Source organism: Chromobacterium haemolyticum, from assembly GCF_002081825.1.
Lineage (GTDB): Bacteria > Pseudomonadota > Gammaproteobacteria > Burkholderiales > Chromobacteriaceae > Chromobacterium > Chromobacterium fluminis.
Genome location: NZ_MUKU01000016.1, coordinates 46,156 through 61,892 on the forward strand (window position 1 = coordinate 46,156; position 15,737 = coordinate 61,892).

At 62.7% G+C, this 15,737-nt stretch carries 17 protein-coding genes; 5 read left to right on the forward strand and 12 right to left on the reverse strand.

Annotated elements, in window-relative coordinates; genetic code table 11:
* Positions 1–319 precede the first annotated feature (319 nt).
* Together B0T39_RS13670 and B0T39_RS13675 are read left to right on the forward strand one after the other, a co-directional pair.
* The gene (locus B0T39_RS13670) at positions 320–871 is read left to right on the forward strand and encodes a hypothetical protein (protein WP_081547491.1); all 552 of its coding nucleotides are present in this window, start codon (positions 320–322) and stop codon (positions 869–871) included.
* Positions 872–1,089: 218 nt separating this feature from the next.
* A complete protein-coding gene (locus tag B0T39_RS13675; RefSeq protein ID WP_081547493.1) occupies positions 1,090–1,623 on the forward strand; it encodes a DUF2059 domain-containing protein in 534 nt (177 codons plus the stop codon).
* Positions 1,624–1,687: 64 nt separating this feature from the next.
* On the opposite strand, the gene B0T39_RS13680 is transcribed toward B0T39_RS13675, so the two are convergent.
* From B0T39_RS13680 to B0T39_RS13700, 5 genes are all read right to left on the reverse strand, one after another.
* Entirely contained in the window at positions 1,688–2,491 is an 804-nt protein-coding gene (locus B0T39_RS13680) for a mechanosensitive ion channel family protein (RefSeq protein WP_081547495.1), read from the reverse strand.
* Between the two features lie 157 nt (positions 2,492–2,648).
* Positions 2,649–3,377 (reverse strand): NAD-dependent protein deacylase, encoded by a 729-nt coding sequence (locus tag B0T39_RS13685; protein ID WP_081547497.1) that lies wholly within the window; start codon positions 3,375–3,377, stop codon positions 2,649–2,651.
* A 96-nt stretch (positions 3,378–3,473) separates the two neighbouring features.
* A complete protein-coding gene (locus tag B0T39_RS13690) occupies positions 3,474–3,812 on the reverse strand; it encodes a nucleotide pyrophosphohydrolase (protein ID WP_081547499.1) in 339 nt (112 codons plus the stop codon).
* A gap of 195 nt (positions 3,813–4,007) precedes the next feature.
* Positions 4,008–5,915 (reverse strand): bifunctional 2',3'-cyclic-nucleotide 2'-phosphodiesterase/3'-nucleotidase, encoded by a 1,908-nt coding sequence (locus tag B0T39_RS13695; protein WP_081547501.1) that lies wholly within the window; start codon positions 5,913–5,915, stop codon positions 4,008–4,010.
* 34 nt (positions 5,916–5,949) lie between these two features.
* Positions 5,950–6,273: a winged helix-turn-helix transcriptional regulator gene (locus B0T39_RS13700; RefSeq protein WP_081547503.1), complete on the reverse strand. Its 324-nt coding sequence runs from the start codon at positions 6,271–6,273 to the stop codon at positions 5,950–5,952.
* 103 nt (positions 6,274–6,376) lie between these two features.
* Between B0T39_RS13700 and B0T39_RS13705 the strand changes: the two genes are divergently transcribed.
* Positions 6,377–6,916 carry an NAD(P)H-dependent oxidoreductase gene (locus B0T39_RS13705; protein ID WP_081547505.1) on the forward strand — a complete coding sequence of 180 codons (540 nt, stop codon included), beginning with the start codon at positions 6,377–6,379 and terminating at the stop codon, positions 6,914–6,916.
* A gap of 83 nt (positions 6,917–6,999) precedes the next feature.
* Here the strand turns inward: B0T39_RS13705 and gstA are convergent, their stop codons facing one another.
* From gstA to B0T39_RS13725, 4 genes are all read right to left on the reverse strand, one after another.
* Entirely contained in the window at positions 7,000–7,611 is a 612-nt protein-coding gene (gene gstA / locus B0T39_RS13710; protein ID WP_081547507.1) for a glutathione transferase GstA, read from the reverse strand.
* Between the two features lie 121 nt (positions 7,612–7,732).
* On the reverse strand, positions 7,733–8,302 hold the full coding sequence (locus tag B0T39_RS13715; RefSeq protein WP_081547509.1) for a DUF4337 domain-containing protein: 570 nt from the start codon (positions 8,300–8,302) through the stop codon (positions 7,733–7,735).
* Between the two features lie 82 nt (positions 8,303–8,384).
* A complete protein-coding gene (locus B0T39_RS13720; protein ID WP_081547511.1) occupies positions 8,385–8,669 on the reverse strand; it encodes a VF530 family DNA-binding protein in 285 nt (94 codons plus the stop codon).
* A gap of 64 nt (positions 8,670–8,733) precedes the next feature.
* Complete coding sequence (locus B0T39_RS13725; protein ID WP_081547513.1) at positions 8,734–11,004, reverse strand: TerB family tellurite resistance protein; 2,271 nt, start codon at positions 11,002–11,004, stop codon at positions 8,734–8,736.
* A 229-nt stretch (positions 11,005–11,233) separates the two neighbouring features.
* On the opposite strand from B0T39_RS13725, the gene B0T39_RS13730 reads away from it, so the two are divergent.
* Both B0T39_RS13730 and B0T39_RS13735 read left to right on the forward strand, forming a co-directional pair.
* On the forward strand, positions 11,234–11,713 hold the full coding sequence (locus B0T39_RS13730) for a Spy/CpxP family protein refolding chaperone (protein ID WP_081547515.1): 480 nt from the start codon (positions 11,234–11,236) through the stop codon (positions 11,711–11,713).
* Positions 11,714–12,050: 337 nt separating this feature from the next.
* Positions 12,051–12,524: a Spy/CpxP family protein refolding chaperone gene (locus B0T39_RS13735; RefSeq protein WP_081547517.1), complete on the forward strand. Its 474-nt coding sequence runs from the start codon at positions 12,051–12,053 to the stop codon at positions 12,522–12,524.
* Positions 12,525–12,597: 73 nt separating this feature from the next.
* Here the strand turns inward: B0T39_RS13735 and B0T39_RS13740 are convergent, their stop codons facing one another.
* The 3 genes from B0T39_RS13740 to B0T39_RS13750 form a co-directional block, all read right to left on the reverse strand.
* A complete protein-coding gene (locus tag B0T39_RS13740; protein ID WP_081547519.1) occupies positions 12,598–13,065 on the reverse strand; it encodes a DMT family transporter in 468 nt (155 codons plus the stop codon).
* A gap of 44 nt (positions 13,066–13,109) precedes the next feature.
* Complete coding sequence (locus B0T39_RS13745; protein WP_081547521.1) at positions 13,110–13,517, reverse strand: YkgJ family cysteine cluster protein; 408 nt, start codon at positions 13,515–13,517, stop codon at positions 13,110–13,112.
* A gap of 148 nt (positions 13,518–13,665) precedes the next feature.
* On the reverse strand, positions 13,666–15,645 hold the full coding sequence (locus B0T39_RS13750) for a peptidase U32 family protein (RefSeq protein WP_081547523.1): 1,980 nt from the start codon (positions 15,643–15,645) through the stop codon (positions 13,666–13,668).
* Between the last annotated feature and the right edge of the window lie 92 nt (positions 15,646–15,737).

The window sequence follows — 15,737 nt, forward strand, 5'->3', positions numbered from 1 at the left end:
AACAAAACTCAGTTTTACGGCTGAGGCAAGGCACGCCGACGCAGGCAGTACAAGTCGTACGACAAGGAGGCGCAACGCAGTATCAGGAGTTTTGTTAGCAGGTCTAAGTTGAACGGATTGAAGTTGCTGTAAACGTAGTACCCGAGTGTTCCTACAGCTTGCGGGCGTCGACCATGTCGACGCCCTCTTTTTTTCCCGCCCGTTCTTTCTGCCGGTCAAACCCCACTTCGAATTGAAAATGCCAATCGCATTTTCTAGTATTGAAGATGGCGCGCTGCCGCCAACTCAAAACTCAAACGAACCAATATGGAGACCCGCCATGCCCCTGACCCCTCGCCACTGGCTGCTCGCTTCCGCCTGCGCGCTCTTGCTCGGCTGCGCGGCCACGCCCGGCAGCGACCGCTGCGCCGGCCAGACCCAGCCGGCCTTGCCCGGCATGGCCGCGGTGGACAATCCCGATCTGCTGAATAGCGCATTGGGCCAGCCCGGCAAAGGCGGCCTGTGCGCCGGCCAGGTGCGACGCCAGGAGCCGGCGGATCAAACCGTGACGGTCTACCGCGTCTACGACAACAACAAGGCCAACTCGCGCCTGGGCCGCTGGTGGTCGTTCAGCCAGCCGCAGGGGCCGACAAGCGCCTACCGCGCCGCCAACGCCATCTGCCCGAGCTGGAGCCAGCTCAACCGCATGGTGCGCTGCCAACTCAAAGTGGGCGCGCAAGTGGCGGTAGGCCCCGGCCAAAGCGCCGATTGCGCGCCGGACGCCAATTACCCGCCGTCACCGGTCAATCAGGTTTACATCCCCAACTCCGGACCGGACACCTTGTGGGTGGAGCAATGCCAGGATATGGGTGATTTCCCGCCGGCGTCCTAAGAACGTGTTTACGATCTCGCGAGCAAAGGCGAGACAAGGCGAAAACGGCTGAAAAAGCGGAATGTACAGGTGGTACATAAGCATTCTGAAGCCGCACTCACCGTTTCACCCCTCGCGGCGCGCAGCAGATCGTAAACGGACTCTGAGACGAGCCGCCCGGTTGACGCCGGTCTCCCAAGCCATCAGCATGGCCGCTTCATCCAAGATGAGGAACGGCCATGCGCCTTCAATCCATGCTCGCCGCCGGCCTGTGCGCCGCCCTATTCCACGCCGGCCCGGCGTTCGCCGCCGAAGACAGCATCGCCGCCGCCAAAGCGCTGCTGCAGGCGATGCGTTACGACGAGATCATCGCGCAAACGATGCAACAGATGGAAGCCACCATGCAGCAGCAAATGGAGCAGCAGCTGTGGCAAAACCTGCCAAACTGCGCGGAGACGCCTGACTGCAAAAACAAGGTCGGCACCTTTTTGCAGCAGATGATGAAAACCCAGCAAGCCTATTTCCACTCTCCCGAAACCCGCAAATTGATGAACGGAGTGCAGGTCCAAGCGCTGAGCAAGAATTTTAGCGTCGCCGAGATCCGCGAGATGAGCGCTTTCTATCAAACCCCCACCGGCAACAAGATGCTGCGGCTGATGCCCAAGATCACGGCGGAAATCGGTCCGGTGCTGATGCAGGACATCGGCCAGCGCTTGATGCCCGAGCTCAAGCAGCAGATGGACGAGTTCGCGCGGCGGAACGACGTCCGCTAAACCGGCCAACACGCAGCAAAACGGGGCCAGCGGCCCCGTTATTGTTGTCCAGCGCCTGCGGCGCTCAGCTCTGACGCACCACCATCGCCTGCTCCGGCGCCGGGAAGCCGCCGGCGGCCAGGGTCTCGCGAATCACGCGGTTGCTGTCAAAATACACCTGCCAATAGTCCTGCGGCTTGCAATACGGCCGCACAGCCAACACCGGTCCCAAGGGCGTGAACTCCAGCAGGCCAACGTCCGGCGCCGGGCTGGCCAGCACATTGGGCACCTTGGCCACCGTCTCCCGCAGCAAACTCATCGCCGCGGCGTGATCAGCGCTGGCGGCCAACTGGGCTTTCAGGTCTACTCGGCGCTGCTCGGTGGCGCTGAAGTTCTGGATGGTGTCGGAAAAGATTTTGTTGTTGCCGATCAGGGTCAGCACCCCGTCCGGCGTATCCACCGCGGTGGCGAACAGACCAATGTGCTTGACCGTGCCGACGACGCCGGCCACGCCCACCAGATCGCCCACTTTGAACGGCCGCAACACCACCAGGAAGATGCCGGCGGCGAAGTTGGCCAACAAGCCGCTCCAGGCCATGCCGACCGCCACGCCGGCGGCGGCGATCACTGCGGCGAAGGTCGTGGTCTGCACTCCGAAGAAACCGAGAATGCCGATCACCAGCACGATAGTCAGCGTCACATCCAGGAAAGATCTCACATACTGACGAATAGTGTGGTCCAGCGACTTGCTGGCCAGCTTGGCGTCCAGCAGCCGAGTGGCGAAATTGATCAGCCAGCGGCCCACCAGCCACAGCAAGATGGCCGATAAAATGTTGAGGCCGATTTTCACCGCCAGATCGGTCCAGTGACTCCAGTTAATGGCATCCATTTGTAAATCCCCCTTTTCAACGGTTTTGCAACATGTTTAAAGATAGGAGATTGACACAGAAATACCAAATGAATTTTAAATGCGAAGCCACGCCGCAGTTCTTTAAAGCCTCTTCAAGTTCTCGCGAGCCGACGCGCGGCGGATCCTGCGCCGCCTCTCAGACCTTGGACAAGGCGCGGCAGGTCTCCCCTATGCCACCCAGAATGCGCAGGTCGAAGGCGTGATCCATGCGCGTGGGCGTGTAATTGATCAAGGCGGTGGCCACGCCGGCCTGCGCCGCTTCCAAAGGAATCAGATTGACCGGCGACACCTCCAGCGACGAGCCCATCACCAGCAGCAGGTCCGCCTGCAAGGCGGCGTCGAAGGCCAACTCAATCAAGGGCACCGCCTCCCCGTACAACACCACGTCGGGCTTGAGCACGTCGTGGCACAGCCGGCAGACCGGCAATGGGTGATGCAGCACGTAATCCAGCGCATGAGTGGTGTCGCAGCTGGGACAGCTGGCGGTCAGCAAGCTGCCGTGCAATTCCAGTACCTGGCTGCTGCCGGCGCGCGCGTGCAGGCCGTCTATGTTCTGGGTCAGCACCGTCACCCGCTTGCCCTGTTGCTCCAGTTCCGCCAGGAATTGGTGCCCGGCGTTGGGCCGGTAATCGCCAATCAACTTGATGCGGAAGATCTCTCGAAACGCCAGCCAGAACGCCTCCGGGTCGCTGCGGAAATAATCGATGGACACCACTTCGGCCAAGCTCATGCTACGCGACCACAGGCCGTTGGCGGAGCGAAAGTCCGGGATGCCGGACTCGGTGCTCATGCCGGCGCCGGTCAGCGCCACAATGGTTTCCGCCTGCTCCAGCATCTGGCGAAGGCGGTGTATTTGCTCGGACATCTATGCATTCCAGCTAATGAATGAAGCGAAATCTAAGCCAGGTTCAATCAGCGATAACAACGCCAAACCACAGCTTAGCTTTTCCATGCCGTAGGCTCAGCCGGCCGTTGGCACAGGGTATTTGACGGCGTTTTTCGCCATCTTGTCGCGTACCGCCGCGTCCAGATCCACTCCCGTCACCATCGCCAGCCGCGTCAGGTAGAGCAGCACGTCGGCAATTTCCTCCTGCAGATGGGAGAAGCGCGCCGGATCGTGGCGCAGCGCGACAGCCTCCTCGTCGCTCAGCCATTGGAAGATTTCCGCCAATTCGCCCACCTCTCCCACCAAAGCCAGCATCAGGCCGCGCGGCGTGTGATAACGGTTCCAATCGCGTTCATCGGCAAAACGCTGCAATGCGGCGGTGAGTTTTTCAGTAGAGATCAGGGCTTCGGTCATCGTTCTATCCGGGTTTCACGTGGAACATCAGGCGCTTGCCGCCTCAGAATCGGTGCAAAGTCTCGCGAGCAAGACAAGGCGTTGCGGCAGAGAAAGCGGAGAGTACATACGGTATATGCGCATTTCGAAGTTGTACTCACCGTGTAACGCGCCACAACGCGCAGCAGGCATTGAGCAGGTTCTTAAACCTTTATCTTATTCCACCAGCTCCAAGCTCACCGAACCGTCGCCATGCTCCGCCGCCAGGCGGAACTGCGGCTGGCGCGCCAGATAGCGCAACGCGCCGGCGCCGGTGTCGAAGCGCATGGCGACGCCGGACACCGGCAGGATGCGCCAGGCCGGCTTGGCCGCCGGGTCCACCACCTTGCGCTCGGCCAGATAGGCGGCCACCGCCGCGCGGTTTTCGTCCGGAGAATCCACCACCACGCGGCTGGCGTCGATGCCGGGGAAGTGGCCGCCGCCGGAGGCGCGGTAGTTGTTGGTGGCCACCAGGAAGCTGGCGTTCTCGTCTATCGGCTTGCCCTGATAGCTCAGCTTGACGATGCGATGGCTGTCCGGCGCCGCCAGCTTGCCGTCGGCGTCGTAGCGCGCCGGCCGGCTGACGTCGATCTCATAGCTGACGCCGGCGATGCTGTCGAAGTTGTAGGAACGGAACTCCGGGTTCAGCAACGGCTGGGTCTTGGGGCCTTTGGGATCGATGCGCAGAAACTGCCCAGCCGACATCTCCAGCCATTCGCGCACTTCACGGCCGCTGACCTTCACCGCCTTCAGCGTGTTGGGATAGATATAGAGATCGGCCAGATTGCGGATCGCCAGCGGGCCGGCCGGGATGTCGGTGTAGTAATTCCAGCCCTGACGGCCGCCGGCCTTGAACGGCGCGGCAGCGGACAGCACCGGCAAGCCTTCGTACTCGGTGCCCTTGACCGCGTTCTTCACATACCAGGCCTGGGCCTCCGCCACAATCTGCACCGAGGGATCGTCCGCCGCCTGAGCGAAGTAGCTGTAGATGGGCGCGCGGGTTTCCGCCACCTTGCCGCGCACATAGTCCAGCGTCCGGCGGTGTTCGGCGGCGATCAGCTCGGCCACCTTGGGCTCGGCGGCCGCCAGCGATCGCTTGGCCTGCTTATCGTAGATGGCGCGCAAGCCGGCCTGTTTGCCGCTGACTTTCCAGCCGCCGTCGCCGCGCTCCAGCACCAGGTCCACCACGCCGATATGGTCGCCCCAGCGTCCCGGCATCACCGCCGGCACGCCGTTAATGGTGCCGGCGGCCAGGTCCACCTTGGGATAGCCGGCGAAGGCGGAAGACGGGAATTCCGCGTGAGCGTGGCCAAACAGGATGGCGTCGATGCCGGCCACCTCGGCCAGGCCGGCCACCGAGTTCTCGGCAAAGCGCGCGCTCTCGCCTTTTTCGAAACCGGAATGCGGCACCGCGATCACGATGTCGGCGCCCTTCTGCTTGAGCTCGGGCAGATAGCGGCGCGCGGTGTCGACGATGTCCCTCACCTCCACCTTGCCCTGCAGATTGGCCTTGTCCCACTGCATGATCTGCGGCGGCACAAAGCCGATCACGCCGATGTTCAGCATCTGCGGTTGGCCGTCCTCATCCTTGAACTCCCGCTTGAGCAACACATAGGGCTGGAAATAGGGCTGGCCAGTCTTGGCGTCCACCACATTGGCGTTGACATAGGGGAAGGCCGCCGTCTTCAGCGCCTGGCTCAGGAAGGGCAAGCCGTAATTGAATTCGTGGTTGCCGATATTGCCGGCGTCGTAACCCAGCCAGTTGAGCACTTTGTAGGCGGGATGAACCTCGCCTGCGCGCAGCGGCTGAACCTTGGCCACCAGATCGCCCAAGGGATTGCCCTGCAACAGGTCACCGTTGTCTATCAGCAGATTGTTGGGCGCCTCTTGCCGCGCCGCGCGGATCAGCGTCGCCGCGCGCGCCAGGCCGAAGTCCTGCGTCGGCTTGTCCTGGTAGTAGTCGTAATCCAGCAGGTTCATGTGCACGTCGGAGGTTTCCAACACCCGCAGCTTCAGCGGGGCGGCCCAGCCGTTGGCGGCCAGCGCGGCCAACAGGGAGGAGACGAGGAGAGGCGCAAGTTTCACGGGACAGCCCTTTTCTGGTTTTATCGCGCCCGCATTATACGCCCGCCGCCGGCCCCTCCAGATAGAAAGCCCCCCAGGCGCACATCGCGTCTATCACCGGCCGCAGCGTGTCGCCCAGCTCGGTCAAGCGGTATTCCACCCGCGGCGGCACTTCCGCGTACACCGTGCGCGCGATCAGGCCGTCGCGCTCCAGTTCGCGCAGCTGCTCGGTCAATACCTTCTGCGACACCCCGCCCAGCAAGCGGCGCAGTTCGCCGGTGCGCCGGCTGTCCTCGGACAAATGGCACAGAATCGCGCACTTCCATTTTCCGCCCACCAGCCGCACGGTGGCGTCGATGGGAAAATTCAGTTCGCTCATGCGGGCACAGTTACCTTTTGGTGCTTATGAAACAAAAAAGTACATACTTATCAACAGCTTGATCCGTTGTTAGCATGCCGTCTCCCATTTTACAGGAAGCGCCATGAAAACCCTGATCATCGTTGCCCACCCCAATCTTGAGCAATCCCGAATCAACCGCCGCTGGATGGCCGCGCTGCACCGGCATCCGGAACGCTACACCGTGCACGCGCTATACCAGGCTTATCCGGACGGGAACATCGACGTGGCGCGCGAACAGGCGCTGCTGAACCAGCACCAGCGCATCGTGCTGCAATTCCCGCTGTACTGGTTCAGTTCGCCGCCGCTGTTGAAAACCTGGCAGGACCAGGTGCTGGACGAGGGCTTCGCCATCGGCGCGCGACCGGAAGACTGGCGCATGCGGGACAAACGCATCAGCGTGGCGGTGTCCACCGGCATACGCGAGCGGGACTTCGCGGCGGACGGCCGTTATCTGTACCGGATAGAGGAAGTGTTGCGGCCGTTCGAACTGACCTGCCGCTACCTCCGCGCCGAATGGCTGCCCGGCTTCGCCCTGCACGGCGCCGAGCACGATCTGAGCGACGCCGAGATCGAGGCCAGCTCGGACGCGTATCTGCGGCACCTGCAGGCCGAGGCAGTATAAATCCACTCGCCATGAAAAATGCCCGGCTGGAGCCGGGCATGATCTTGTCTGGAACGGCTAACTTATTCCCGTTCCAGTGGGAATTACTCCAGCAAGCCTTCCGCCTTCAGCGCCTGCTGCACGAAGGGCAGCGCCGCCACGCGTTTCTGGAAATCGATCAGCGCCGGGAAATCGCCCAGCGAACGCTGCACGAACTGCGCCCAGTTCAGGCAGGTGAACAGATAGGCGTCGGCCACGCTGAAACGCTCGCCCAGCAGATAAGGCGTTTTCGCCAGTTGCTGCTCCGCCAGCGCCAGCCGGCGGGTCAGCTTGTCCCAGGTCTGCTGCTTGAGTTCGTCGCTATTGGGATAGAACAGCGGCGAGAAGCCCTTGTGCACCTCGGTGGCGATATAGTTCAGCCACTCTTGCAGCCGGTAGCGTTCCAGCGTGCCGTTGGCCGGCGCCAGCTGTTTGGCCGGCGCCTGATCCGCCAGGTATTGCACAATGGCCACGCCCTCGGTCAGCAGCTCGCCGTTATCCAGCTGCAAGGCCGGCACATAACCGCGCGGATTGATGGTGGAGAAGTCCACCCCGCCCTCGGTCAGATGCGGCTGGACCTTGAGATTCACCTTCTCGGTGTCGAACGGCAGGCCGCTGGCGAACAACACGATATGCGGGGACAGCGAGCAGGCGCCGGGGGAAAAATACAGTTTCATCGCTTTTCTCCAGTTCAGAATGTCTCGGGACAAAACGCAGGAATGCGGAAAACCCGGACAGCCTGAGCCAAATCGATGACAGTTGCAACCCTGCCGCCGATAGGGCCGCTGCCGCGGCGATTCAGCCCAGCAGGGAAACGATCCAGCCCGGATGGATATTCCAGCCGGCAAAGCCCGCCAGCCAGAAAAACACGCCCAGCGCGCCAAAAGCCCAGGCGCACAAGAGCGGGATGACATTGGCGGCCAGCGCCGCCACCGCGGCGCAGGCCACGGCGATGGACAGGCCGGCGTCGCTGACGTCGAACAGCTCGTGGCGCGCGTTCAACTCCTCAAAGCCCTGCTCCTTGGCCTTGGCCTTGAGCTGCAAAACCTGCGCCTCCGCGGCGTAGCGAGCGATGTCGCGTTGGATAGCCGCCTGCTCCGGCCTCAAGGCCGCCGCCGCCGCAGGATTGGCCAACTCCAGCAAGCGCGCCTGGCGCTGACTGCTTTCCGCCAGATGCTGCTTGATCTTCTTGGACTGGTATTCGGACCAGCTGTCCACCGCGTCCGCCTTCAATAGCTGGCGCGCCTGCACGATATTGTCGTCCTTCAGCTTGCCCAGCCCCATGAACACCGACAGCAGCACCACGGTCAGCGCCACCAGGCTGTTCAAGTACTTCTTCTCCGCTTCCACGCTGATTTCCAGTTCCATCTCACGCTCCCGGCTGACGATAGGGGGTTCCCATCGCCATAACGCAATACAGCGTCAAACCGTGGACAGGGACAATCGATCGTCAGGACGATTTTTTGGAAAACAGCCGCGGGCGGGAGTCCGCTCCGGAACCGGCGGGCGTCTGCGGCCGGGTCTTCAGCGCCACGAACAAGTCCTCCACCTGCTGACGCGCCCACGGGGTGCGCCGCAAGAAAGCCAGGCTGGATTTGACGCTGGGATCATGATTGAAGCAGCGGATCTGGATGCGCCGCCCCAGCTCCGGCCAGCCGTAATGGCCGACCAACTGGTTCAGCATCTGTTCCAGCGTGACGCCGTGGGTGGGGTTCTTGGGTTGCGGTGCGCTCATGGTCGTGTTTTCTGGCTGGGGCGGGCGCAGTGTACCTTGCCCCCGCCGCGCCGCAAAGCCGTGCTCACGCGGCCGGCTTGGGCTTGCGTTGCCGCGGCGCACGTTTGGGCGCGGGCTTGACCGGCGCCGGAGCCTCCGGAGGCGAACTGTGCCGCTGCGCCAAGCCCATCGCCAGCGCCAGCCGGCCCAGGCGCTGCTGCTTCTCGCCGCTGATGGGACCCGCCGCCTGCAGCAGCAGAATCGCGAGCTCCAGCGCGAACTGGCGTTGTTGCTCGGTGGGCAACAAATGTTCCAGCGTCGCCAGCGCGCGCTTCTCGTCGTTGCGCACCAGCCAAGTCTGGCGCCGAACCGCCTGCTTGAACTGCTCCAGCGTCAAATCCTCGCCCAAGGCGGTTTCCTGCATCACCCGGCGGATAGCGTTGAACGGCCTCACGTCCACTACCCCGTTGCCGATGGCGACATAGATCAACAAGCGCAAAAACCCGTCCACCGGCCCGCCTTCGGCGTAATGGGCCTCCAGCTCCTGGCGCTTGAGCCGCAGCATCTCGCTGCGCTCCCAGCTGCCGTCCGCCTTGCGCACTCCGTATTCGCGCTGCGGTTTCAAACCGGTCAGCGCCGCGCTCCACGGCGATTCGAACAAGGTTCGGAAACTCAACTCCTGCCAGGCGTCGCGACCATCGCGCCAACCGTCCAGCGCCGTCTCCATCAACTGCGCGTAGCTTTGCTGCCATCGCCAGAACGGATTGTCCTCCGCCGCGGGCCGCCGTTCGTCGCGCACCTTCTCCGCCCATTGCCGCAGCCCGGCCAGCCAGGGGTTGCGGCTGGAAAACCAGCGCCGCTCCAAGCGCGACGGATGCATTTCACGCCACCAGCGCGCGGTATGCTCGTTGCCGTACAAGCGCAGCCAGGGAGAGATGAAGGTATCGTACAGCTGCTGGTTGACCTCTCCCACCCGGCGCACCACTTCGAAGGCGGCCTCGCCCTGGCGGCCGTCGCCCAACGCCAGAATGTCGTCGATGTCGCGCGGCTCGAAGCGGATCACGTAGCGGCCTTGCAAGTATTCCAGCCCCACCATTTCCGGGTGGGTATCGGTGATGATGGCTTCATACAAGCCGGGCGGCAGCACATCGATCAAGTCCAGTGCGCTGGCCAACTCGCTGTGTTCCTTGTTGGCCACGCCGGCGGACACGAAAATGCCCAGGTGGCCCACCTGCTCGTGCAGGCAATAGACGATGGTCTGCTCATTAACGCGGATGTCCTCCACGCTGTGGTACAGGTCCGCGATCCAGAACAAGGCCTGCTGCGGCGGGGTGATGTTGTCGCCCCAGGAGGCGAACACCACGATGGGCGAGCGGATGTTGCGCAAGTCCACCGCCTGCCGCCCCTCCTCCAGCGTCACCTCGCCATGGCTCAGCCGGTTGCCGACAAACAGGTTTTGGGTAATCCATTCCATCTCGGCCTTGTTGAGCAGATAGTGGCCGCCCCACCAGCGCTCGAACTCCAGGAAGCGCTCACGCTCGGTGTCCACCTTGGCGTACAGCGAATAAGGCTTTTTCCAGTAGGTGTTGGCCGGGTCCAGCTGTTCGAAATTGCTGACCAGATGAGCCCCGTCGAACTGGCCGTGGCCCAGATCGCCTACCAGCGAGGCCATCCAGGTGCCGCCGTACAAGCCGCCGGAATAGCGCATCGGATTCTTGCCGGCCACGCCAGCCCAGTAAGACAACGGCGAACCGGCCAGCAGGATGGGTCCCACCAGCTCCGGCGCGGTGGCCGCCAGCATCGCCAGCGCCCAGCCGCCCTGGCAATTGCCGATGACGAAGGGTTTGCCAGCACTGTGCGGATGCAGCTGGTTCACCTTTTGCAGGAAGATCTTCTCGGCGCGCCACACGCATTCAATCGTCTGCTTGGGCTCCGGCACCGGGAAAAACATCACGAAATAACAAGGATGGCCTTGGCGCAGCGCGATGCCGATCTCGCTGTCCATCTTGAAGCCGCCGATGCCGGGGCCGTGGCCGGCGCGCGGGTCTATCACCACGAAGGGCCGTTTGGCCGGGTCCGGTTTCGGACAGCCGTCCGGCGGGCGGATCGCCGACAGCGCGTAATTGACCGGCTGCTCCAGTTCGCGACCGTCCACGATGATGTCGTAGTCGAACACCAGCACCGGCGGGTGACCGGAGGCGGCGTGCTCCAGATAGGTGTCCCCGCGCTGGCGCAGAATGTCGCAATACAGCACCGAACGCTGCCAGGCGTCGATCCAATACTCCACCAAGGCGCCATTCAAACCGCCGGCGCCGAGCGCGGAGAACCAAGGAAATGAAGAGTCAGGCAGGCTCATGCGAAAACGCTCCGGCGACGATAAGGGAATGCCGCAATTCACTCTAGTCCAAATCCCCGCCCTGGTCGGGAAAAAGCCCGTAAGCAAAACGCTTGCCGGCGAGCTTTACATTTGGTAACAATTGATCCCGGCCCACTCACACTTAATTGACAGTCGCCATCCAGAATAATGGAGTGATCCTGCCGATGTCGTCCGCCCGCATCGCAGCCATCAATGGAATGGCCCACCTATGAAACCGCAGATACCCTTTATATTCGCCTGCCTCGCCGCCGGCGCCGCTCTGGCCGCGCCGCCGGAACCCGCTTGCCCGCCGATGGGCAATTTCGCCGGCCGTCCGTGGAAAATAGACCCGGCCAAACGCGACGCTTTTATCGCCCAGCACCAGAAAGCGCTGCACGACAAGCTCAAGATCCAGCCGGCCCAGGAGGCCGCGTGGCTGGCCTTCGCCAGCGCCACCCGCCCCGGTCCGATGCCGTCTTGCGAAAACGCGTCCACCGCGCCGGAACGCATGGAACAGCGCGTGCTGATGGCCCAGCGCCACCTGCTGAACCTGCAAAAGCGCTTGGAAGCGCTCAAATCCTTCTACGGCCAGCTCACGCCCGAGCAGCAGAAAATCATGGACCAGGACAGCCCGCCGCTGATGGGGGGCCGGGGCCAGGGGCCGATGCGCAAACTGCAGGCCGGCCAAGGCAACGAGCCCCACAACTAAGAAGCTGTTCAAAGCCTCGTGAGCAAGATCGGGGCAAGATCTTGCGGCAGAGAAAGCGGAAGGCACCCACGGCAGATGGGCATGTCGCGTCTCACCAAGCGCAGCAGATTTTGAACAGACTCCAGGAATCCCTTAATCACCTCGCCGGCATGACAGAACGGAGAACAGATGGTTAAGCCGCCGGCCACCGACAGCGCCGTCCCGCGCATTGTTGCAAACTACTAAGCGGGCCGGCCCGGTTAACACTCGGTAACAAGCCCCGTCCTACCCGCAACACTTGCCAGACATCCATGGTCAATACTGCTTGCATGATCAACCTCCGTAGGAGTCTTCAATCATGACCAAGCTGTTCAAGCCCATGCTGATCGCCACGCTGCTGGCCGCCGGCCTCGCCGGCTCCGCGCTGGCCGCCGGCGACGCTCCGTCGCAAAGCCCGATGCCGATGATGGAAAAAGGCCGCCACATGGACCCGGCCCAGCACGAAGCCATGGCCGCGCGCCACCTGCAAGGGCTGCACGATCAACTCAAACTGCAAGCCAGCCAGGAAGGCGCCTGGAAAACCTTTGCCGCCTCGATGAAGCCGGGCGGACGGGCGATGCCGCCCAAGCCGCAGGCCGGCGACACCGCTCCTCAGCGCATGGAACGCATGTTGGACATGATGAAACAGCACCAGGACGCGATGCAGAAACGCCTGGACGCGCTGAAAACTTTCTACGCTCAGCTCACGCCGGAGCAACAGAAGGTGATGGACCAATGGCACGGCCAGATGGGCCGCCGCATGGGCCCGATGTCCAAACCGCAGTCCAAATAAGCGCCGCGCGTCCGACAGCAAAAACGGCAGCCTCCGGCTGCCGTTTTTAGCGTGGCGGTTATGCGCCTATCACTCAAACGCGTCCAAACCACTTATCGCCGAAGTTAACCAACAACACCCCGCCCACCACCAGCGCCGCGCCCAGCAGCCGAAGCGCGTTCACCTCGCGCAGCGGCATCGCCAACCAGCCGAAACGGTCGAACATCAGGGATACGCACACCTGGCCGGCGATCACTAGGGACAGCATGGCCGCCACGCCCAGCCGCGGCGCCAGCAAGGTGGTGCCGAACACGAACATCGCCCCCATCGCGCCGCCCAGCAGCATCCACCACTCCACTCGGCCCAACTGCGCCAGATCCTGCCATTTCTGACCGGTGGCGACGGCCAGGCCGGCCAGACACAGGCTGCCCACGGAAAACGACACCAGCGCCGCCAACAGCGTGCTATTGCCCAGCACGCCCTTGAGCTGGTTGTTGATGGCGGCCTGCAGGGGCACCACGACGCCAATGAGGAAAGCGAATAAAGGATAAATAGGGTTCATGACGATCCAGTCGAATCAACGGAGGGTTTCACGTGAAACAGCGTTCACGCCGTGGTGTTGCGATGGAAGGCGATCTTCTGAGGATTGCGGGTATACGCGCAGAAGCCGGGCTTGGGACCCACCTTGGGATGGTTGCGGCAAGTATTGGGGCGCCGCTCGTAAATGCCGCACAAACGGGTCTTCTGATCCAGGTGCATGCAGTCGCCGTTGGCACGCCTCGCCAGCGTGAACAGTTCCCGCTTGAAATTGAAGTGCTGGATCAGCCGCTGCTTTTCCAGACGTTTGGCGATGTTCTTGATCGGCTCTTCCAACTCGAACTCGTCCACCACGCCCATGCGCACCAGATCCGGCAGCCGCACTTCCACCGGCATGGAACAGCAGCTGCCCATGCAGTCGTCGCACAAACCGTTCTTGTATTTGACCCAGGTGTCCAGGCGCTCAATGTCGGCCACGTTTGATTCCCCGTGATGCCGGCGTGGCCGGCGATAATGTATTAAAGGATTGTTCCGGATAGGAAAAAAGGAAAGAGGCGCATTTTACGCGCCTCGCCGCCGCCGCCGCAATCGACTCACCGACCGTTTCAGATCGGCAATCCAGCGCTCAAGACTGCGGACGCTGCTTGAAGAAGGTCAAGGGCGCGGAGTACGGCACCTCGCTTGGCGGCGCGGCCTTCAGGATGTGCTTTTTCATCTTGCCCATCACATGCATCTCGCAAGGCCGGCATTCGAACTTCAATGTGTAGGTCTCGTTGCCGGATTTCAGCGTCATCGGATCGGCGCGCACCTGGCCCATCACGCCCTTCACGCCCTTGGCTTGCTTCGGACACAGGTTGAAGGAGAAACGCAGGCAGTGCTTGGTGATCATCAGGCTGACCTCGCCCTCTTCCTGATGCGCCTCGTAAGCAGCGTCGATGACCTCCACCCCGTGCTTGCGGTAGAACTGCCAGGCCAGGTTGTTATAGACATTGGCCAGATAGCTCAGCGTCTTTTCCGGATACGGCGCCGGCGGCTGCAGCGCCGCCTTGCGCGGCTGGCGCGGCCAGGCCTGCAAGCGCGCGGCCTCCAGCCGGGCGATGCCGTCTCGGCGCAAGGCGTTGATCGCAGAGGCGGGCACGAACCACGGCTGAGAGAGTTGCAGCGTTACATCGTGGGCGACGAACATGGTGTTGCCCAGCTTGGCCAGATTGTCTCGCAGGCCGCCCAGCGCCTTCTCCGCATCCTTGGCCGGCTCCAGCGCCAGCGGGCTACAGGCGACGGCGCTGACGCCGTCCTCGTCGGTGATGCTCAATTCCAGGCCTTCGGCGTTTTCGGCCAGCGTCATCCACACGCCCACCTTGCGCTCAGCGGACTTTTTCAACAGCGCCAGCTCCCAGGCGTGGTCGCGGTTGCGGCAGATGTCCACGCCCGGCTTGAGGCCGGCCAGCACCGAGGCGTCGTTGGGAAACACCCTCCACAACAATTCGCCGTCCGCGGTCTTGCCCACTTGCTGCACGGTATTGGCCTGCACGCCCACCACTTCGCGCTTCTTCATGAAGTTGATGCCATCGCCGTTGCTCATGGTTTCGCAAGTGGCGATCTCCAGCCAGTCCGGTCCCACCTTGCTGACCACGCCCAGGCCGACGCCGACGAATTTGGGCGAATCGAAAGCGCCGATGTCGATCTTGCGACCTGTGGCGAAGTAATCGGTGCCGCCGCGGTGGAAGGTTTTGTCCGGGTCCGGCGCGAAGAAGATCTCGCTGTCGCCGCTGGAGGCGCGCGCCAGTTCCGGCCGCCGTTCGATGATCTCGTCCAGCAGCAGCCGGTAGTGGGCGGTGATGTTCTTCACGTAGGACACGTCCTTGTAGCGGCCCTCAATCTTCAGGGAACGCACGCCGGCGTCCAGTAGCGCCTCCAGATTAACGCTCTGATTGTTGTCCTTCATCGACAGCAAATGCTTGTCGAAAGCCACCACGCCGCCGTCCTTGTCGGTCAGCGTGTACGGCAGCCTACAGGCTTGCGAGCAGTCGCCGCGGTTGGCGCTGCGGCCGTTGTCGGCGTGGCTGATATAGCACTGGCCGGAGAAGGCCACGCACAGCGCGCCGTGAATGAAGTATTCGATGGTGGCGGCGTCGCCCACCGCGTCGGCAGCCTGGCGGATTTGCGGAATCGTCAGCTCGCGCGCCAGCACCACCTGGGAGAAGCCGGCGTCGGACAGGAAACGCGCTTTTTCCGGCGTGCGGATGTCGCACTGAGTGGATGCATGCAGCTGGATGGGCGGCAGATCCAGTTCCAGGATGCCCATATCCTGGATGATCAGCGCGTCCACGCCGGCGTCGTACAACTGCCAGATCAGCTTGCGCGCCGGCTCCAGTTCGGCGTCGTGCAAGATGGTGTTGAGCGTGGCGAAGATGCGCGCGTGGTAGCGGTGCGCGAACGCGGTCAGGCCGGCGATGTCCTCCACGCTGTTGCAGGCGTTGTGACGCGCGCCGAAGCTGGGCCCGCCGATGTACACCGCGTCGGCGCCGTGCAAGATAGCCTCGCGGCCGATTTCGGCGGTCTTGGCGGGCGATAGCAACTCGATTTGGTGCGACAACAGGCTCATGGCGTTTCCTGACATTTAGTATAGGTGGCCGCGTCGGGCTATGGCGGCCGCAAAGGGGCGGAATTATAACGGAATCATGGAGTTATAGGTAG